This is a genomic window from Ensifer sp. Root954 (assembly GCF_001429005.1).
In the GTDB taxonomy this organism is placed as follows: Bacteria; Pseudomonadota; Alphaproteobacteria; order Rhizobiales; family Rhizobiaceae; genus Ensifer; species Ensifer adhaerens.
Genome location: NZ_LMJM01000002.1, coordinates 150,257 through 168,381, shown reverse-complemented (window position 1 = coordinate 168,381; position 18,125 = coordinate 150,257). Strand labels below are relative to the sequence as shown.

Sequence of the window (18,125 nt, the reverse complement as noted above, 5' to 3'; positions counted from 1 at the left end):
TGGCGTCCGGCCGATGCCGGACCTGCTTACTCGGCCGCCTGCGGACCCAGTTCGCCGCGACGGATCTGGTCGGCTTCGATCGATTCGAACAGAGCGCGGAAGTTGCCCTCGCCGAAACCCTCGTCGCCCTTGCGCTGGATGAACTCGAAGAAGATCGGGCCGATTACGGTTTTCGAGAAGATCTGCAAGAGGATCTTTGTCATGCCACCGTTCACGACACCTTCGCCGTCGATGAGGATGCCGTGCTTCTTCATCCTGTCGATCGGCTCATCATGGCCGTGCACACGGTCGTGAGACATGTCGTAGTAGGTCTCCGGCGGGCCCGGCATGAACTTCAGGCCATTGTCCGACAGCTTGTCGGTGGCATCGTAGATGCCTTCGGTGCCGACGGCGATGTGCTGGATGCCTTCGCCCTTGTACTTGCGCAGATATTCCTCGATCTGGCTCGTATCGTCCTTGGACTCGTTCAAGGGGATACGGATCTTGCCGCAGGGCGAGGTGATCGCGCGACTGACGAGGCCGGTGATGCGGCCGTCGATGTCGAAGAAGTGGATCTGCGTGAAGTTGAACAGTTCGCGGTAGAACGCCCACCACTTGTCCATGTTGCCGCGATAGACGTTGTGGGTCAGGTGGTCGAGATAATAGAAGCCGACGCCCTCGGGCTTCGGATTGCGCTCCCCGGTCCACTCGAATTCGGCCTCGTAGGCCGAGCCCTTGGCACCGTAAGTCTCGACGAAATAGAGCAGCGAACCGCCGATGCCGACGATCGCCGGGACGTCGAGGCACTTGTCCTTGCCTTCGTAAGGGATGGCGCCCTTCGAGACTGCATGCTCGAAGGCGTGCTTGGCATCGACGACGCGCCAGGCCATCGACGGGGCGCAGGGGCCGTGTTCGTCGACGAAGCGCATGGCGTGCGAGCCAGGCTCGGCGTTCAGGATGTAATTGATGTCGCCCTGGCGCCAGACGGTGATGTTCTTGCTTCTGTGTTTGGCGACCGGGCTGTAGCCCATGCGAGTAAAGAGCTCGGCCAGCTTTTCCGGTTCCGGATGGGCGAATTCGACGAACTCGAAGCCGTCGGTGCCGGCGGGATTGTCAGCGGTAATCGTTGCCGGCGGGGCGTCATGCGGGAAGGGGCCCATCGGAAGTCTCCTCTTATTCTTCCAAACTTTGCTGGAGTATGACGCAATTCCCATGCATGATGCTTGTATTCTTGCGCGGTTTAGACAGAATGGCGCACGAAACATGCAAAATTGCGTATTAGGATGCACGAATGGAGCAGCTTGACGGGTTCGATCTCAAGATCCTCAGCGAATTGCAGCGTGACGGGCATCTGACCAACAACGAACTATCGGAACGCATCGCGCTTTCGCCGTCGCAATGTTCGCGCCGGCGCACCCGGCTTGAAGCGGAAGGCTACATCACCGGCTACCAGGCACAGATCGACCGGCAGAAGCTCGGCCTCGATCTGATGGTGGTGATCTCGGTCACGCTCGCTACCCACAATCGCGACAATGCCAAGCGCTTCGGCAAGCTCATTTCCGGCCTGCCGGAGGTGCTGGAGGCCTATGCGCTCACCGGCGAGATGGACTACCACATGCGGGTGGTGACGCCAGATCTTGCGGGGCTGTCGCGCTTCGTCAACGAAGTGCTTCTGCCGCACGACAGCGTGCAGCATGTGAAGACGTCGATCGTGCTTGAAACCTTGAAGAGCTTCGAGGGCGTGCCGATCCCCGAGCGGATGAAGGGCTGAAGCCTCAGGCAGAGGGCGGAGGGTCGAACCTGCCGATAGCGCGTTCCACTGCTTCCAGCCCGACGGCGAGCGCCTGTATCCCGGCCGGCCCGATCAGCGTGTCGAGTTCCGCCTGATAGCGGACGGCGAGCTCCGTCAATTCGCCATAGGCCCGGATGCCGGTCTTCGTCAGTTCCAGATGTTCGATGCGGCGGTCGTTTTCGTCTTCGCGCCGCGTCAGCCAGCGGCGTTTTTCGAGCAAGGCGACGGCGCGGCTGACCTTGGTCTTGTGCATGGCCGAGTGCGCGCCGACTTCGGTGGCCGTCATCGGGCGGTTTGTGCTGCCGAGGGCGGCCAGAGTGCGCCATTCCGGGCGCGTGAGCTGGTAGCGCGCCTTGTACTGGGCGGCAAAGCGCAGCGCGACGAATTCCGCGGCGCGGTTCAGCCGATAGGGCAGGAAGGCATTGAGTTCGAAGCCATCGGCGGCCATCGGGCATCCTTGATAGTTACAAAATCGATAGTTACGATTGCAACTAATATGCCGAAGGCGACGCCTGCGTCCACCCTGGGAAAAGGCCGTCGCCGCGGTATTTGGAATTGCGCCGGACCTGTGAACAGGTCGCTTCGCGAAGCCGAAGCAGGGCGCCATGAGGAGGAGGATCGACGATGCTGGACAAGGCAGGAAAACAGGCCGGGACACAGGCTAAGGCCAACGAAGCGCTTGGCTACATGCCCGGCTTCGGCAATGATTTCGAGACCGAGAGCCTGCCGGGCGCCCTGCCGCAAGGGCAGAACAGCCCGCAGAAATGTGCCTATGGCCTCTATGCCGAGCAGCTTTCGGGCTCCCCCTTTACCGCGCCGCGCGGCACCAACGAGCGGTCCTGGCTCTATCGCATCCGCCCGAGCGTTCGCCACACCGGACGTTTCAACAAAATCGACTATCCGCACTGGAAGACGGCGCCGCATGTCGCCGAGCATTCCCTGGCGCTTGGCCAGTTGCGCTGGAATCCGCTGCCGGAGCCGACGGAAAAGCTGAACTTCCTGCAGGGCATCCGCACGATGACGACGGCGGGCGATGCGCCGACGCATTCGGGCATGGCAGCGCATGCCTATGCCTTCAACGCCGACATGGTGGACGACTATTTCTTCAATGCCGACGGCGAGCTGCTGATCGTTCCGGAAATGGGCGCGATCCAGGTGTTCACCGAGCTCGGCAAGATGGACGTCGAACCCTCCGAGATCTGCATCGTGCCACGCGGCACCATGTTCAAGGTGACGCGACTTGGCGACGAGAAGGTCTGGCGCGGCTATGTCTGCGAAAACTACGGCGCCAAGTTCACGCTGCCGGATCGCGGTCCGATCGGCGCAAACTGCCTGGCCAATCCGCGCGATTTCAAGACGCCGGTCGCCGCCTTCGAGGAGAAGGAGACGCCCTGCCGCGTGCATGTGAAGTGGTGCGGCGGTTTCCACGTAACCGAGATCGGACATTCGCCGCTCGACGTCATCGCCTGGCATGGCAACTACGCGCCCTACAAATACGACCTCAAGACCTATTCGCCTGTTGGCGCGATCCTCTTTGACCATCCGGATCCGTCGATCTTCACGGTGCTGACGGCGCCCTCGGGCGAAGAGGGCACGGCAAATATCGATTTCGTAATCTTCCCGCCGCGCTGGTTGGTGGCTGAACACACTTTCCGTCCGCCCTGGTACCACCGCAACATCATGAGCGAATTCATGGGGCTGATCTACGGTCGCTACGACGCAAAGGAAGAGGGCTTCGTTCCCGGCGGCATGAGCCTGCACAACATGATGCTGGCGCATGGGCCCGATGCGTCGGGCTACGACAAAGCGACGAATAGCGAGTTGAAACCGGTGAAGCTCGACCATACGATGGCCTTCATGTTCGAGACCCGCTTCCCGCAGCAACTGACCCGCTACGCCGCCGAACTGGAGACGTTGCAGGACAACTACATCGACTGCTGGACGGATCTGAAGAAGCGGTTCAACGGGACGCCGGAAGGCGATTGGTCTTGAGTTCACGCCTGGTTTTGCTCGGCAGCAAGGGCGGTCCGGCGATCCGGCCGGGCGGCCCGTGGCCGACGTCGTCTCTGCTTCAAATCGGCGGCCGGACGGTTGTCGTCGATTGCGGCCTTGGCGTCACGCGCGGACTGACCGATGCCGGTGTGGCGCTGAAGACGCTGGACCTGATCGTCATTACCCATCTGCATTCGGATCATGTGCTGGAACTCGGGCCGCTCATTCACACGGCCTGGACCGCGGGGTTGTCGCAGGCGGTACGTGTGTTCGGCCCCGCAGGCACCCGCGCTTACTGGCAGGGCTTCCTGCAATCGATGGCCTTCGACATCGAGATCCGTATCGTCGATGAGGGCCGGCCCGACCTGCGGATGCTGGTCGAGGTCATCGAGTTTTCGGAAGGCGAGATCTTCTCCGAGAACGGCCTGACGCTCTCGGCGCTGCGCGTCGACCATCCGCCGGTGACCGATTGCTTTGCGCTTCGGTTCGACGATGCGGAAGGCTCGGTCGTGTTCTCGTCCGATACGGCCTATTTCCCACCGCTTGCTGATTTCGCCAAAGGAGCTGACATCCTCGTGCATGAGGCGATGCTCGCCGAAGGCGTCGACCGGCTGGTGGCGCGCACCGGCAATGGCGCGCGGCTGAAGGAGCATCTGCTGGCGAGCCACAGTTTCGCCGAACAGGCGGCGGCGATCGCGGCGGCTGCCGGCGTCGGCCGGCTGGTGCTGCATCACCTCATCCCCGCCGACGACCCCGAGATATCTGAGGCCCACTGGATTGCAGCGGCTCGCAAAAACTGGGCGGGCGCCTTGACGATCGCCACCGACGGCCTTGTTGTGAAGATTGCGGACGATTCGTCCGCGTAAAGAAATTCCGCGACGGCCGCGAAGCGGTCGTCGGTCTGGAACAATGAGAAGTTTGAGAGGGAGGACTGCATGAAACTGGCGACACTCAAGGACAGTACGCGCGACGGAAAGCTCGTGGTCGTCTCCCGCGATCTTACCCGCTGCTCGGAGGTCGGGCACATCGCCCGCACGCTGCAGGCAGCGCTCGACGACTGGGCGCATGCGGGCCCTCGGCTTGCGCGCGTCGCCGAAGGGATCGAGACCGGTTCGCAGCCGACGATCCGCTTCCATGAACATGATGCGCTGTCGCCGTTGCCGCGCGCTTACCAATGGGCCGACGGCTCGGCCTACGTCAATCACGTCGAGCTGGTGCGCAAGGCCCGCAATGCCGAGATGCCTTCAAGCTTCTGGACCGATCCCTTGATGTACCAGGGCGGCTCCGACAGCTTCATCGCGCCGCGCGATCCGATCCCGCTTGCCGACGAGACCTTTGGCGTCGACATGGAGGGCGAGGTCGCCGTCATCGTCGACGACGTGCCGATGGGTGCGACCATCGACGAGGCACGGGCGGCGATCCAGCTCGTCATGCTCGTCAACGACGTGTCGCTGCGCGGGTTGATCCCGGCCGAGCTTGCCAAGGGTTTTGGTTTCTTCCAGTCAAAGCCGTCGTCGGCCTTTTCGCCGGTTGCCGTTTCGCCGGATGAACTGGGCGACGCCTGGGACGGCGGCAAGCTGCACCTGCCGCTCCAAGTCGACCTCAACGGCAAACCCTTCGGCCGCGCCAATGCCGGCATCGACATGACCTTCGATTTTGCGCAGCTGGTCGCGCATGCGGCCAAGACCCGGCCGCTTTCCGCCGGCACGATCATCGGTTCGGGCACCGTTTCCAACAAGCTCGACGGCGGACCGGGCAAGCCCGTTGCGGAAGGCGGCGCCGGCTATTCCTGCATCGCTGAACTCCGGATGATCGAGACGATCGCCGGCGGTGCGCCGAAAACCCAGTTCCTGAGGGTCGGCGACGTCGTGCGCATCGAGATGAAGGACAAAACCGGTCATTCCATCTTCGGAGCTATCGAGCAGACCGTCGAAGCTTACAACACAGTCGCAAACGGCTGACTGACACGAACGGGCAAGGCATGAGCGAGACCGTCCTTTACGACTACTGGCGTTCGTCGGCGAGCTATCGGGTGCGCATCGCGCTCAACAGCCTCGGTGAAAGCTATCGTTCTGTGCCTGTCGACCTGCTTGCCAAGGCACACAAGGCGCCGGAGCATCTGGTCCGCAACCCGCAAGGGCTCGTGCCTGTCCTTGAGATCGATGGCGAGCGCTTCACGCAATCGCTCGCCATCATCGAGTACCTCGCCGAGACCCGGGCAACCTCCGGCTTCCTGCCGGAAGACGCCATCGGTCGTCAGCGGGTGCGCAGCCTGTCCTATGCGATCGCCATGGACATCCACCCCGTCTGCAACCTCAGCGTCGTGTCCCACGTCATGGCCAATGCCGAGGACAGCGAGGCGGCGCGGCGCAACTGGATGCGCAAATTCATCGGCGAGGGGCTTTCCGCCTTCGAACGGTTGCTCGACCATTCCGCGACCGGGCGCTTCTGCCATGGCGACATGCCGACCATGGCGGATTTCTGCCTTGTGCCGCAGGTCTACAATGCCCGCCGATGGGACGTCGATCTTTCGGCCTGTCCGCGGCTGGTCGCGATCGACCAGAACTGCGCGGAGATCGAGGCTTTCGCCCGCGCGCACCCGGACCGCACGCCGCGCTGAGGGGCCACGCGGCTTCCCGCTTGATCCCTTCTCCTTGCACCTTCGGATGCGCCCGCATCCTGCGGGCCGCCTTCTCTGGCCGGTTCCGTCAAGCGAATGTCGCGAATGGATCGACGGCGGCGAAAAGGCCGCGCTAGTTTTTGTATGACTGGCCGTATAAGGGGGGCCGGAAAAACCTCTGGAGCGAGAGACATACCGATGAAAAGCTATGTGCTGAACGTCAGCTGCAAGACCACCCGTGGCATCGTCGCCGCGATCACCGGCTACCTCGCCGAAAAGGGCTGTTATATCTCCGACAGTTCGCAGTTCGACGACCTCGAAACCGGCCTGTTCTTCATGCGTCTCAGCTTCATCAGCCAGGAAGGCGCAAAACTCGACGAGTTGAAGGCAGGTTTCGAAGCGGTGGTGAAGCGCTTCGACATGAACGCCGAGATCCGCGACAGCGAGGAGCGCATGAAGGTGCTGCTCATGGTGTCGCGTTTCGGCCATTGCCTCAACGACCTGCTCTATCGCTGGAAGATCGGCGCACTGCCGATCGATATCGTCGGTGTCGTCTCCAACCACTTCGACTACCAGAAGGTGGTGGTCAACCACGATATCCCGTTCCACTGCATCAAGGTGACGAAGGAGAACAAGCCGAAGGCGGAAGCCCAGCTGCTGGAACTGGTCGACCAGACCGGCGCCGAACTGATCGTGCTTGCCCGCTACATGCAGGTCCTGTCCGACGCGCTCTGCAAGAAGATGTCGGGCCGCATCATCAACATCCATCACTCCTTCCTGCCGTCGTTCAAGGGCGCCAACCCCTACAAGCAGGCCTATGAGCGCGGCGTGAAGCTGATCGGCGCGACGGCGCACTACGTCACCGCCGACCTCGACGAAGGCCCGATCATCGAGCAGGACATCGCCCGCATCACCCACGCCCAGAGCGCCGAAGACTATGTCTCGATCGGCCGCGACGTGGAAAGCCAGGTGCTGGCGCGCGCGGTGCACGCCCATATCCACAACCGTTGCTTCATCAACGGCAACCGTGTCGTCGTCTTCCCGCCGAGCCCGGGCTCCTATGCTTCCGAGCGTATGGGGTGAGGTGTCAGGCAAATCGCATGCTGAAAACGAGAAACGCCGCCGGTTCGATCGGCGGCGTTTCTCGTAGGTTGGAGCGCGAGGCGACTGGAACGCGCTACGCTATTGCAACAGCTCAAGCCCGACCGCCGTCGCCTCGCCGCCGCCGATGCAGAGCGAGGCGATGCCGCGCTTGACGCCCTTGGCGCGCATGGCGTGAAGCAATGTCACGATGATGCGGGCGCCGGATGCGCCGATCGGGTGGCCGAGCGCGCAGGCGCCGCCGTTGATGTTGACGATCTCGTCCGACAGGCCGAGGTCGCGGATCGCCGCCATCGCCACCACGGCGAAGGCCTCGTTGATTTCGTAGAGGCCGACGCTGCCCTTCTCCCAGGCGAGCTTTGCCAGCAGCTTGTCGATTGCGCCAATCGGGGCGGTCGTGAACCAGGCCGGCTCCTGGGCGTGGCCCGCATGGCCCGCGACGATAGCAAGCGGGGTCAGCCCGCGTTTTTCCGCTTCGCTGGCGCGCATCAGGATCAGCGCCGCTGCCCCGTCTGATATCGACGACGAATTGGCGGCCGTCACGCTGCCGCCGTCGCGGAAGGCGGGTTTCAGCTTCGGGATCTTTGACGGATCCGATTTGGTCGGCTGTTCGTCGCGGTCGAGATTGGCGGTCTGGCGCTTGCCGGCGCCAGCGACTGCCACGACTTCCTCGGCAAAGGAACCATCCTCAGCTGCGCGGGTTGCGCGCTCCAGAGATCGCAGCGCAAAGCCGTCCTGATCGGCGCGCGAGAACTGATAGTGCTCGGCCGTGTCTTCGGCATAGGTGCCCATCAGCCGGCCGGAATAGGCGTCTTCGAGGCCATCGAGGAACATGTGGTCCTTGACTTCGCCATGACCCAGGCGGAAGCCGCCGCGCGCTTTCGGCAGCAGATAGGGCGCGTTGGTCATCGACTCCATGCCGCCGACCGCAAGCACCGACGCGCTACCGGACAGCAGAGCATCGTGGCCAAGCATCAGCGCCTTCATGCCGGAGCCGCAGACCTTGGAGATGGTCGTCGACGGCGTTTCCTTGCCGAGGCCGGCGCCAAGGGCTGCCTGGCGCGCCGGGTTCTGGCCAATGCCGGCCGGCAGCACATTGCCCATCAACACCTCGTCGACAGCATCAAGGCCGGCACGATCGAGTGCGGCTTTGAGCGCTATGGCGCCGATTTCTGGCGCGGTCAAATCCTTGAGGCTGCCCTGAAAGGCGCCCATTGGCGTGCGGGCCGCCGAAACGATGACGATCGGGTCAGTTCTGCTCATGTCTTTCTCCCATACGGCAAAAGGCAATGGTTGGCGCGAGTGCGTGCCCCGCGTGTGTCCTTCTCCCCGCGTGGCGGGGAGAAGGTGGCCGGCAGGCCGGATGAGGGGCACTTTTGCCCCAACCGCCCCTCGACGTCAGATATGCAGCGCGTGCCCCAGCGCCTTCAACGCGGACTCCTGGAAAGCTTCCGATTGCGTCGGATGCGCATGGATCGTGCCGGCGATGTCTTCGAGGCGCGCGCCCATTTCGATCGCCAGGCTGAAGCTTGCCGAGAGTTCCGAGACGCCGTGGCCGACGGCCTGGATGCCGAGCACCAGGTGGTTGTCGGCGCGAGCGACGATGCGAACGAAACCGTCTTCGGCAAGCGTCGTCATGGCGCGGCCATTCGCCTGGAAGGGGAACTGGCCGATCTTGATCTCGATGCCGCTCGCACGCGCCTCGTCGGGCGACAGCCCTGCGGTGACGATCTCCGGATCGGTGAAGCAGACGGCCGGGATGCAGCGCTTGTCCCAGCTGCGCTTGTGACCGGCAACGATCTCCGCCACCATTTCCCCTTGCGCCATGGCGCGGTGCGCCAGCATCGGCTCGCCGGTGACGTCGCCGATCGCATAGATGCCGCGCATGGACGTCCGGCACTGGTCGTCGATGCGGATGAAGCGGCCAGTGCGGTCGAGGTCGATTTCCTCAAGGCCGAAGCCCTCGGTCACGGGTTTGCGGCCGACGGTGACCAGCACCTTTTCGGCGGCGACATCGATTGCGCGACCGTTGTGTTCGGCTTGCAGGCTGCCGGTTTCGGCGGAGTAGCTCTTGGCGACCGTCTGGGTGAAGACCTCGATGCCGAGTTCGCCGAGACGCTTGGCGATCGGTTTCGTCAGATCGGCGTCATAGAGCGGCAGAATGCGCGGCTGCGCTTCGAGTACGGTCACGTGGCTGCCGAGCTTGGCGAAAGCGGTGCCAAGTTCGAGACCGATGTAACCGCCGCCGATGACGGCGATGCTCTTCGGCACACTTTTCAGCGACAGGGCCTCGGTCGAGGAAATGATCGACCCGCCGAAAGGCAGGTCGGGCAGCTCGACCGGCGCCGAGCCGGTGGCAATGACGATCGTCTCGGCGCGGATGCGCTGCAGTCCGATCTCGGTCTCGACATCGACGGTCTTGCCGTCGACGAAACGGGCGGTGCCGATCACCGCCTTGACACCCGCCTTCTTCAAAAGGCCGATGACGCCGCCGTTCAGCCGTCCGACGATGCCGTCTTTCCAGGCGATGGTGCGGGCGAGGTCGATTGTCGGATTGGCGAGCGACAGACCGAGCGGGCTGCGGCCGGAAGCGGCCGAGCGCAGCTTATGAAACTCTTCCGCCGCGTGGATGAGGGCCTTGGAGGGAATACAGCCGACATTGAGGCAGGTGCCGCCGGCTTTCGCCTTTTCGACGATGACCGTGTCGATGCCGAGCTGGCCGGCGCGGATTGCGCAGATGTAGCCGCCGGGGCCGGCGCCGATGACGAGCAGCTTGCAGGAAATTTCCTTCATGATCGCCTCAGGCCTCCACGAAAATAAGCGCCGGCGTTTCGAGCAGGGTCTTCAGCCGCTGCACGAAGACCGCCGCATCCCACCCGTCGATGACGCGGTGATCGAAGCTCGAGGAAAGGTTCATGATCTTGCGCGGCACGAACTGCGTGCCATCCCAGACCGGGCGGACAGCGAGCTTGTTGACGCCGATGATTGCGACTTCCGGATGGTTGATGACCGGCGTGGAGACGATGCCGCCGAGTGCGCCGAGCGAAGAGATGGTGATGGTCGATCCGGTGAGCTCGTCGCGGGTGGCCGTGCCGGTGCGGGCAGCGTCCGCCAGGCGATTGAGCTCGTTGGCACAATCCCAGATGCCGCGGGCTTCGGCATGGCGCACGACCGGAACGGTGAGGCCGGCCGGGGTCTGCGTCGCGATGCCGATATGCACGCCGTGATGGCGGCTGATGATGCCGGCGCCGTCGTCGAAAGTGGCATTGACGGCGGGTTGATCGGCAATGGTGCGCACGAGCGCGCGCATCAGATAGGGCAGGATGGTCAGCTTCGGCTGGTCGGGTTTGCGGTCGCGGTTCATCGTCGTCCGCAGGTCCTCGAGCGCCGTCATGTCGACCTCTTCCACATAGGTGATGTGGGGAATGCGCGAGGTCGAAAGCGACATCTTCTCGGCGATGCGACGGCGAAGGCCGGTTACCTTGATCTCGTCGACGGCGGTCTTGCGCTGCAGGCCGGCTGGCGCAAGCGCCGGCTGGGCGCCGCGGGCGATGAACTGGTCGAGGTCATCATGGGTGATGCGGCCGGCCGGACCGGTGCCGGTCACCTGGCGCAGATCGACGCCGCTTTCCTTGGCGCGCAGGCGCACCGCCGGCGAGGCAAGGGCCTTCTCCAATCGTTCGCCGGCGGCATGGGCGCCGTTGGCGTGGACACCGTTCGTGGTCGGTGCCTTGACCTCGACCTTGGCGGGCTGGGCCGGCTTGGAGACCGGCGCGGGCGCCTCAGTCTTCACTGCGGGTTTTTCTTCCACCTTCGCGACAGGCTTCTCTTCCACGGGAGCAGCCGTTTCGCCTTCGCCTGATATCTCGATGCGCACGAGCGGCGCCTTCACCGCAACGGTGTCGCCCACCTCGGCGCCGAGCCAGAGCACGGTGCCGGTGACGGGCGAGGGGATTTCGACGGTCGCCTTGTCGGTCATCACGGCGGCGAGCACCATGTCCTCGCGCACGGGGTCACCGGGCTTCACATGCCATTCGACGAGTTCAGCCTCGGCCACGCCTTCGCCGACATCGGGCATCTTGATTACGAATTCGCCCATGTCAGGCCTCCATCACTTCGACGAGCGCGCGTCCGACGCGCGCGGGGCCGGGGAAATAGTCCCATTCCTGCGCGTGCGGGTAGGGCGTGTCCCAGCCGGCGACGCGCACGACGGGCGCTTCGAGATGGTAGAAGCAGTGCTCCTGCACGAGTGCGGCCACTTCGCCGCCGAAGCCCGACGTCAGCGTCGCTTCGTGCACGACGACGCAGCGCCCGGTCTTTTCCACCGACTTGACGATCGTATCGAGGTCGAGCGGCAGCAGACTGCGCAGGTCGATCACCTCGGCGTCGATGCCGGTTTCCTCGGCAGCCGCGAGCGCCACGTGCACCATGGTGCCATAGGCGACGACGGTGACGGCGGAGCCCTCTCGGCGGACTTCCGCCTTGCCGATCGGAACGGTGTAGTGGCCTTCCGGCACCTCGCCGAGATCGTGTTTCGACCAGGGAATGACTGGCCGGTCATGGTGGCCGTCGAAGGGACCGTTGTAGAGCCGCTTCGGTTCCAGGAACATCACCGGATCGGGGTCCTCGATCGACGCGATCAGCAGGCCCTTGGCGTCGTATGGATTGGAGGGCACGACGACTTTCAGGCCGCAGACGTGGGTGAAGAGCGCTTCGGGGCTCTGGCTGTGCGTCTGGCCACCGAAGATGCCGCCGCCGGTCGGCATGCGCAGGACGATCGGGCAGGTGAAATCACCGTTGGATCGGTAACGAATACGGGCCGCTTCCTGGGTGATCTGGTCGTAGGCCGGATACATATAGTCGGCGAACTGGATCTCGACGCAGGGCTTCAGCCCGTAGGCGGCCATGCCGATCGCCGTGCCGACGATGCCACTTTCGCTGATCGGCGCGTCGAAACAGCGGGTCTTGCCGTATTTCGCCTGGAGGCCTTGCGTGCAACGGAAGACTCCACCGAAATAGCCGACGTCCTCGCCGAAGACGACGACATTGTCGTCGCGCTCCATGGATACGTCCATGGCGCTGCGCACGGCTTCGATCATTGTCATTCTGGCCATATCAGTATCCTGCCTTCTGCCGCTGGCGGCGAATGTGCGGCGGCATCTCGGCATAGACGCCCTCGAAGATATCGCGCACCGACGGCTTGCCGCCGGCATGCAGCGTGCCGTGGCCCTCGGCCTGTTTCTGGGCCTGGATCACTTCGTCGGTGATCTCGGCTTCCGCCTGCGCATGACGTTCTTCCGACCAGGCGCCGCGCAGAATCAGGTGCTTCTTCAATCTCAAGACTGGATCGCCGAGCGGCCAGGCCTCGGATTCCGTCTTCGGGCGATAGGCGCTCGGATCGTCGGAGGTCGAATGGGCGCCGACGCGGTAGGTGACGTATTCGATCAGGGTCGGGCCGAGATTGCGCCTTGCACGCTCGGCCGCCCATTTGGCGACGGCGTAGACGGCGAGATAGTCGTTGCCGTCGACGCGCAGGGCCGGAATGCCGAAGCCGAGGCCGCGGGCGGCAAAGGTGCCGGAGCCGCCACGGGCGATGCCCTGGAAGGTCGAGATCGCCCACTGATTGTTGACGATGTTGAGGATAACCGGCGCCTTGTAGGTGGAGGCAAAGACGAGCGCCGAGTGGAAGTCCGATTCCGCCGTCGAGCCGTCGCCGATCCAGGCGGCTGCGATCTTGGTGTCGCGCTTGATGGCCGACGCCATCGCCCAGCCGACCGCCTGCACATATTGGGTTGCGAGGTTGCCGGAGATGGTGAAGAAGCCATGCTCCTTGGAGGAATACATGATCGGCAGCTGCCGGCCGCGCAGAGGGTCGCTCTCGTTCGAGAAGATCTGGTTCATCATCTCGACCATGGGATAGCCGTCGGCGATCAGAAGACCGGCCTGTCGATAGGTCGGGAAGTTCATGTCGCCCTTCACCAACGCCTTGCGGAAGGCGCAACTGACGGCCTCTTCGCCCAGATGCTGCATGTAGAAGGAGGTCTTGCCTTGACGCTGCGCCATGACCATGCGCGCATCGAAGGCGCGCAGCAGCATCATGTGCCTGAGGCCGGAGAGCAACTCGTCATCCGAAAGCAGCCCGGCCCAGGGACCGACCGCTTCGCCGTCGCGGTTCAAGACGCGGATGATCGAATAGGCGAGGTCGCGCATCTCTTCCGGCGCGACGTCCACCTCCGGGCGCGGCACGGAGCCGGCCTTCGGGATCTTCACGTTGGAGAAATCCGGCTGGCCGCCGGGCCGAACGGCGGGTTCGGGGACATGCAGGCTAAGTCGATCGAGATCGCTCATGCGGTTTCCGGCCTCCTCCGGAGTGCGCAGTGCACCAAATCAAGATCGGTTCCAGTCGAACCGCTCTTCATTTCTGTTCTCACGCATTTCCGGACGCAAAGGCGCTAGGACCCTCGCTGGAAATGCTCTGGGACGGGATAACGATGGGCCTGAGGTGTACGAGGACGTGCAATGTGACCGGCAAGGCTCCTCCGCCCGAGGTCTGCACAGACTCCTCCCAAAAAGCCCCCGCTCTCCCGACGGGAATGCTCACAGACTGCCACGAGTTCCGGGGCTTATGAAGGTCTTTCCGTGTTGCGGGGCAGGGGCAGGCGAAGAAAGATAGAATCCTGCCGGGAGTGCGCCCACGCGTTGTGTCGTTCACCTTCCTGCCGGTCGTTGCCGGTAATTTTCTTTCGCGGCGATCAGTCGGCGGTAGCGCTCAGACCGGCGGGGCGATGGTGATCGGCGTTCCATCGAGGAAGCGCGAGAGCCGGAATGGCGTCGGATCGACGATCGGTTTCTCGCCGGTTACGAGGTCGGCGACGAGGTGTCCGGCGCCAGGCCCGATGCCAAAACCGTGGCCGGAAAAACCCGTCGCGACAATGAGGCCCGGAACGGTTTCGGCGGGTGAGATGACGGGGACGGCATCGGGCATCACATCGATCAGTCCTCCCCATATCTGTTGCACCTTGGTTTTGCGCAGGAATGGCAAGGCCCTGCCGGCGGCGTCGAGGGCCCGCAGGGCGCGCCGCGAATCCGGATTGGGATCGAGCACGCGGTGGCGTTCGAAGGCGCCGGGCCGGTCGAGCGGGACGGTGCCGATCTCGAACAATTCGTTCCAGCTCTGGGCGTTGATGCCCACCTGCACGGCATCGCCCTCCGCCTTTCGCGCCGGCTGGAAATCCCGGAAGAATGCGAAGCTGTCGGGCACGACCGCGTGCAGGTTGGCGGCACCGTCGGCAATCGTGTAACCGCCATCGAGGCGCTTGCGATAGGCATAGGTCGCGGTTGCGCCGGCCCCTTCCGGACCGCCGGAGACCGGCCCGGTTCTCAACACCGTATTCCGCACCTTCAGCTGCGGCAGCCGGATGCCGAGGCTTTTGAGAAAGAGCCTGGACCAGGCGCCGCCGGCGACGATGACGGTCGACGTCTCGATGCGGCCTCTCTCGGTGACGACGGCGGAGATCCGGCCCGCTGCCTTTTCGACCCCGCGCACGGCGCAGCCCGTCAGGATACGTGCACCGGCGCGGCGTGCACCGGCGACAATCGCGGGCACCGCCTTCTGCGGTTCTGCCCGGCCGTCGCTCGGCGTGAAGAGCCCGCCTCGGTAGCGGATGGCGGCGCCCGGCATCATCGCCTCTGTCGTGTCGGAGCTGAGTTGCACGCTGTCGACGCCGTAGGGTCGGGCCATGGCAAGCCATGCGTCGCGATTGGCGATGTCGCGCTCATTCTCGGAGATATAGAGGATGCCGCTGCGGCGAAAGCCGGTCTCGCCACTGATGCGCGTGTCGAGCGTGTCCCAGATCTTCAGCGCCTCGATCGCCAGCGGGATTTCGCGCTCGTCACGGCCCATCACCCGAACCCAGCCCCAGTTGCGGCTCGATTGCTCGGCGCCGGGCGTGCCCTTCTCGCAGAGCACGACGTTGATACCGCGTTCGGCAAGGAAGAGGGCGGTGCTGACGCCGATGATGCCGCCGCCGACGATGACGACGTCGGCCCTGGCGGGCAGGATGGTGTCTGTGGCGATCGGATCGAGCGTGGGGCCGGGCATGGGGAGGGCACTTTCGGGCAGGAGGTGTCGCGGTCATCGGTGCATGCCGCCGCCGCGAGATCAAGACCTGCAATCTGGCCGTCGTCGGCCGGCGCTCGGTTGCTGGCAATCTTTTATCGCCAACCCGTCCGGTTCGCCGCGAGACGGTCTTTCGGAATTTTGCGCGTGCTTCTATGCTCGTGCGCATGAGTGAGAGCCGCCCTGATCTTCGCCCCGTCCTGCGCATCGATTTTCCGCCCGCCGACCGGCTCGGCCGCGGCAAGATCCTCTTGCTCGAACTGATCCGCGAGACCGGCTCCATCTCCGCCGCCGGGCGGGCGATGGACATGTCGTACCGCCGCGCCTGGCTGCTGGTCGATGCCCTGAACCGGATGTTCAGCGAGCCTTCGGTAGAATCGCAGCGCGGCGGCAAGCAGGGTGGCGGAGCCCTGGTGACGCCGTTCGGCGAAGAGCTTATCCGGCGCTACCGCGAGATGGAGGAGAAGGCACGCCTTGCGATCGGCGAGGATCTGGCCTGGCTCGAATCCGTTCGGAGCAGCGATACACCAGCGTTCGATACGGCCGAGGCTGTTTCCAAAAAGGCCTAATGCATGTCGCGCAAAAGCGTGCAGCGGTATCGCGGCAACGACATGCATAAAAACAAGAGCTTAGAGCCTGGCGCGCGAATGCGTTTTCATGCGACAGGCTTTAGTGATCGATCGCGACCGACTTGATGACGGCATAGACGGTTTTGCCGGGAACAAGCTGCAGCGCGTCGCAGGAAAAGCGGGTGATGCGGGCGGCAATCGTCGCATCGCCGCAAGTCACCCGGACATCGACGCTGCCATCCTCCTCCGATGTCAGCGTCAGAATGCGCCCTTCGAGTACGTTGAGCGCACTGATTTCCACTGGCCTTGAGGTCGCCAGCATGACGTCGCGGGCGGCTATGTGCAGGCGAAGCCTGACGCCGGCCGTCGCGCTGACACCGGCGATGCGCAGCCGTTCCCGTCCGACCCGGACGGTCGTCAGTTCGTGCACCGGATCGGTTCCCTCGACTTCGCCCTCCAGCAGGACACCGGCTTCGCGCCTGCCGGTGGCAAGCGTTGCGGCGGGCGCGCTCAACACCTCGGCGGCCGCGCCCGATGCGGTGACCCGACCGTTTTCGAGCACGACCACGCGCCGGGCCAACCGGGCGACTTCGCCGACCGAGTGGCTGACATAGACGATCGGTATGCGGGCATCGTCGCGCAGCCGTTCGAGATAGGGCAGGATTTCGGCCTTGCGCGCCTCGTCGAGCGCGGCCAGCGGCTCATCCATCAAAAGCAGGCGCGGTGCCGCGAGCAAGGCGCGGCCGATGGCGACGCGCTGCTTTTCGCCGCCGGAAAGGGCCGAAGGGTTGCGTTCGAGCAGATGGCCGATGCCGAGCAGGTCGACGATGCGGGTAAACTCATTGCCGGTGCCGCTCTTGCCGGCGAACCAGCGGCCATAGGCGAGGTTGCGGCGTACGCTCAAATGCGGAAACAGCCGGGCCTCCTGGAAGACATAGCCGAAGCGCCGGCGATGCACCGGCGTGAAGATTCTCCTCTCGCTGTCGGCGATAACGTCGCCATCGAGCAGGACACGTCCGCTTTCGGGCTTCATAAGCCCGGCGATGATGTTGATGAGCGAGGTCTTGCCGGAGCCGGAGCGGCCGAACAGTGCGGTCACGCCTCCATCCGAGGTGAAGGCGGCGTCGAGCGCAAAATTGCCGAGTTGATGATGAGCTTCGACGGTAAGGCTCATTGGGCTGCCACCCGGCGCGCGGCAAATGTCGCCAGCAGTTCCGAGAGGATCAGCGCGGCCATGGAAATGATGACGGAAATGATTGTCAGCCGCATGGCGCCGGCATCGCCACCGGGCACCTGGGTGAAGGTGTAGATGGCGGCCGAAAGCGTCTGCGTCTCGCCGGGAATGTTGGAGACGAAGGTGATCGTGGCGCCGAACTCGCCCATCGCCTTGGCAAAGGCGATGATCATGCCGGCGATGATGCCGGGAATGATCAGCGGCAGCGTGACGGTGGCAAAGACCCAGAGGGGGCTCGCGCCGAGCGTGGTCGCCGCGTCCTCGAGCTTGCGGTCGACCGCCTCGATCGACAGGCGGATGCTGCGCACCATCAACGGGAAGGCCATGACGGCGCAGGCAAGGGCAGCACCGGTCCAGCGGAAGGAAAAGACGAGGCCGAAATAATCGGCGAAGAAGGCGCCGAGCGGGCCGCGGCGGCCGAAAAGCAGGAGCAGCAGGAAGCCGGTGACGACAGGCGGCAGGATCAGCGGCAGATGAACGAGGCCGTTCAGCAGTGTCTTGCCCCAGAAGCGCCCGCGGGCAAGCAGCATGGCGACCACGAGTGCGAAGGGCAGGCTGCAGATCATTGCGACGGTCGCGACACGCAGGCTCAACAGGATCGCCGTCCATTCCGCATCGCTCACTGCAAGCCAGTCCAATGGATATCGCTCCCCAATACGAGGCTTGTGGGACGCGGCTGTCTGCCCCCTATGCCTCTGACAAATGTTCGCGTCGCCCGC

At 64.1% G+C, this 18,125-nt stretch carries 17 protein-coding genes; 7 read left to right on the top strand and 10 right to left on the bottom strand.

Annotated elements, in window-relative coordinates; all coding sequences use genetic code 11:
• Positions 1-26: 26 nt before the first annotated feature.
• Positions 27-1,139, bottom strand: coding sequence for a 4-hydroxyphenylpyruvate dioxygenase (hppD, locus tag ASE71_RS03825; RefSeq protein WP_060517457.1), 1,113 nt, complete (start codon positions 1,137-1,139; stop codon positions 27-29).
• A 131-nt stretch (positions 1,140-1,270) separates the two neighbouring features.
• On the opposite strand from hppD, the gene ASE71_RS03820 reads away from it, so the two are divergent.
• Positions 1,271-1,750, top strand: a complete 480-nt coding sequence (locus tag ASE71_RS03820; RefSeq protein ID WP_060517460.1) for an Lrp/AsnC family transcriptional regulator — start codon at positions 1,271-1,273, stop codon at positions 1,748-1,750.
• A gap of 4 nt (positions 1,751-1,754) precedes the next feature.
• On the opposite strand, the gene ASE71_RS03815 is transcribed toward ASE71_RS03820, so the two are convergent.
• The gene (locus ASE71_RS03815; RefSeq protein ID WP_060517462.1) at positions 1,755-2,219 is read right to left on the bottom strand and encodes a MarR family winged helix-turn-helix transcriptional regulator; all 465 of its coding nucleotides are present in this window, start codon (positions 2,217-2,219) and stop codon (positions 1,755-1,757) included.
• 176 nt (positions 2,220-2,395) lie between these two features.
• On the opposite strand from ASE71_RS03815, the gene hmgA reads away from it, so the two are divergent.
• The 5 genes from hmgA to purU all read left to right on the top strand — a co-directional run bounded on the left by hmgA (position 2,396) and on the right by purU (position 7,466).
• Positions 2,396-3,763, top strand: coding sequence for a homogentisate 1,2-dioxygenase (hmgA, locus tag ASE71_RS03810; RefSeq protein WP_060517464.1), 1,368 nt, complete (start codon positions 2,396-2,398; stop codon positions 3,761-3,763).
• A complete protein-coding gene (locus tag ASE71_RS03805; protein WP_060517466.1) occupies positions 3,760-4,629 on the top strand; it encodes an MBL fold metallo-hydrolase in 870 nt (289 codons plus the stop codon). The genes hmgA and ASE71_RS03805 overlap by 4 nt, the downstream gene beginning before the upstream one ends.
• Positions 4,630-4,698: 69 nt before the next feature.
• On the top strand, positions 4,699-5,724 hold the full coding sequence (locus ASE71_RS03800) for a fumarylacetoacetate hydrolase family protein (RefSeq protein ID WP_034787188.1): 1,026 nt from the start codon (positions 4,699-4,701) through the stop codon (positions 5,722-5,724).
• A gap of 20 nt (positions 5,725-5,744) precedes the next feature.
• Complete coding sequence (maiA, locus tag ASE71_RS03795; RefSeq protein ID WP_060517468.1) at positions 5,745-6,383, top strand: maleylacetoacetate isomerase; 639 nt, start codon at positions 5,745-5,747, stop codon at positions 6,381-6,383.
• Positions 6,384-6,581: 198 nt separating this feature from the next.
• Positions 6,582-7,466 (top strand): formyltetrahydrofolate deformylase, encoded by an 885-nt coding sequence (gene purU, locus ASE71_RS03790; RefSeq protein WP_034787183.1) that lies wholly within the window; start codon positions 6,582-6,584, stop codon positions 7,464-7,466.
• 99 nt (positions 7,467-7,565) lie between these two features.
• On the opposite strand, the gene ASE71_RS03785 is transcribed toward purU, so the two are convergent.
• From ASE71_RS03785 to ASE71_RS03760, 6 genes are all read right to left on the bottom strand, one after another.
• Positions 7,566-8,747: an acetyl-CoA C-acyltransferase gene (locus tag ASE71_RS03785; protein ID WP_060517471.1), complete on the bottom strand. Its 1,182-nt coding sequence runs from the start codon at positions 8,745-8,747 to the stop codon at positions 7,566-7,568.
• 135 nt (positions 8,748-8,882) lie between these two features.
• The gene (gene lpdA, locus ASE71_RS03780) at positions 8,883-10,277 is read right to left on the bottom strand and encodes a dihydrolipoyl dehydrogenase (protein ID WP_060517473.1); all 1,395 of its coding nucleotides are present in this window, start codon (positions 10,275-10,277) and stop codon (positions 8,883-8,885) included.
• Positions 10,278-10,284: 7 nt separating this feature from the next.
• Complete coding sequence (locus ASE71_RS03775; protein WP_034787169.1) at positions 10,285-11,583, bottom strand: dihydrolipoamide acetyltransferase family protein; 1,299 nt, start codon at positions 11,581-11,583, stop codon at positions 10,285-10,287.
• A 1-nt stretch (position 11,584) separates the two neighbouring features.
• Positions 11,585-12,598 (bottom strand): alpha-ketoacid dehydrogenase subunit beta, encoded by a 1,014-nt coding sequence (locus ASE71_RS03770; RefSeq protein WP_034787163.1) that lies wholly within the window; start codon positions 12,596-12,598, stop codon positions 11,585-11,587.
• Position 12,599: 1 nt separating this feature from the next.
• Positions 12,600-13,832 (bottom strand): 3-methyl-2-oxobutanoate dehydrogenase (2-methylpropanoyl-transferring) subunit alpha, encoded by a 1,233-nt coding sequence (locus ASE71_RS03765; RefSeq protein WP_034787158.1) that lies wholly within the window; start codon positions 13,830-13,832, stop codon positions 12,600-12,602.
• Positions 13,833-14,253: 421 nt separating this feature from the next.
• Positions 14,254-15,585 carry an NAD(P)/FAD-dependent oxidoreductase gene (locus ASE71_RS03760; protein ID WP_060517475.1) on the bottom strand — a complete coding sequence of 444 codons (1,332 nt, stop codon included), beginning with the start codon at positions 15,583-15,585 and terminating at the stop codon, positions 14,254-14,256.
• 185 nt (positions 15,586-15,770) lie between these two features.
• Between ASE71_RS03760 and ASE71_RS03755 the strand changes: the two genes are divergently transcribed.
• On the top strand, positions 15,771-16,172 hold the full coding sequence (locus ASE71_RS03755) for a winged helix-turn-helix domain-containing protein (RefSeq protein WP_060517635.1): 402 nt from the start codon (positions 15,771-15,773) through the stop codon (positions 16,170-16,172).
• A 100-nt stretch (positions 16,173-16,272) separates the two neighbouring features.
• On the opposite strand, the gene modC is transcribed toward ASE71_RS03755, so the two are convergent.
• Positions 16,273-17,346, bottom strand: a complete 1,074-nt coding sequence (gene modC / locus ASE71_RS03750) for a molybdenum ABC transporter ATP-binding protein (RefSeq protein ID WP_060517477.1) — start codon at positions 17,344-17,346, stop codon at positions 16,273-16,275.
• A complete protein-coding gene (modB, locus tag ASE71_RS03745; RefSeq protein ID WP_034787131.1) occupies positions 17,343-18,044 on the bottom strand; it encodes a molybdate ABC transporter permease subunit in 702 nt (233 codons plus the stop codon). The genes modC and modB overlap by 4 nt, the downstream gene beginning before the upstream one ends.
• Positions 18,045-18,125 lie beyond the last annotated feature (81 nt).

What these genes read in the sequence shown, in the direction of transcription:
- ASE71_RS03770 (WP_034787163.1), bottom strand. Translation starts at nt 12,598, where the DNA reads ATGGCCAGAATGACAATGATCGAAGCCGTGCGCAGCGCCATGGACGTA.
- ASE71_RS03775 (WP_034787169.1), bottom strand. Translation starts at nt 11,583, where the DNA reads ATGGGCGAATTCGTAATCAAGATGCCCGATGTCGGCGAAGGCGTGGCC.
- ASE71_RS03755 (WP_060517635.1), top strand. Translation starts at nt 15,771, where the DNA reads ATGAGTGAGAGCCGCCCTGATCTTCGCCCCGTCCTGCGCATCGATTTT.
- ASE71_RS03800 (WP_034787188.1), top strand. Translation starts at nt 4,699, where the DNA reads ATGAAACTGGCGACACTCAAGGACAGTACGCGCGACGGAAAGCTCGTG.
- ASE71_RS03820 (WP_060517460.1), top strand. Translation starts at nt 1,271, where the DNA reads ATGGAGCAGCTTGACGGGTTCGATCTCAAGATCCTCAGCGAATTGCAG.
- modC (WP_060517477.1), bottom strand. Translation starts at nt 17,346, where the DNA reads ATGAGCCTTACCGTCGAAGCTCATCATCAACTCGGCAATTTTGCGCTC.
- ASE71_RS03765 (WP_034787158.1), bottom strand. Translation starts at nt 13,832, where the DNA reads ATGAGCGATCTCGATCGACTTAGCCTGCATGTCCCCGAACCCGCCGTT.
- hmgA (WP_060517464.1), top strand. Translation starts at nt 2,396, where the DNA reads ATGCTGGACAAGGCAGGAAAACAGGCCGGGACACAGGCTAAGGCCAAC.
- ASE71_RS03760 (WP_060517475.1), bottom strand. Translation starts at nt 15,585, where the DNA reads ATGCCCGGCCCCACGCTCGATCCGATCGCCACAGACACCATCCTGCCC.
- lpdA (WP_060517473.1), bottom strand. Translation starts at nt 10,277, where the DNA reads ATGAAGGAAATTTCCTGCAAGCTGCTCGTCATCGGCGCCGGCCCCGGC.
- ASE71_RS03815 (WP_060517462.1), bottom strand. Translation starts at nt 2,219, where the DNA reads ATGGCCGCCGATGGCTTCGAACTCAATGCCTTCCTGCCCTATCGGCTG.
- purU (WP_034787183.1), top strand. Translation starts at nt 6,582, where the DNA reads ATGAAAAGCTATGTGCTGAACGTCAGCTGCAAGACCACCCGTGGCATC.
- ASE71_RS03785 (WP_060517471.1), bottom strand. Translation starts at nt 8,747, where the DNA reads ATGAGCAGAACTGACCCGATCGTCATCGTTTCGGCGGCCCGCACGCCA.
- maiA (WP_060517468.1), top strand. Translation starts at nt 5,745, where the DNA reads ATGAGCGAGACCGTCCTTTACGACTACTGGCGTTCGTCGGCGAGCTAT.
- hppD (WP_060517457.1), bottom strand. Translation starts at nt 1,139, where the DNA reads ATGGGCCCCTTCCCGCATGACGCCCCGCCGGCAACGATTACCGCTGAC.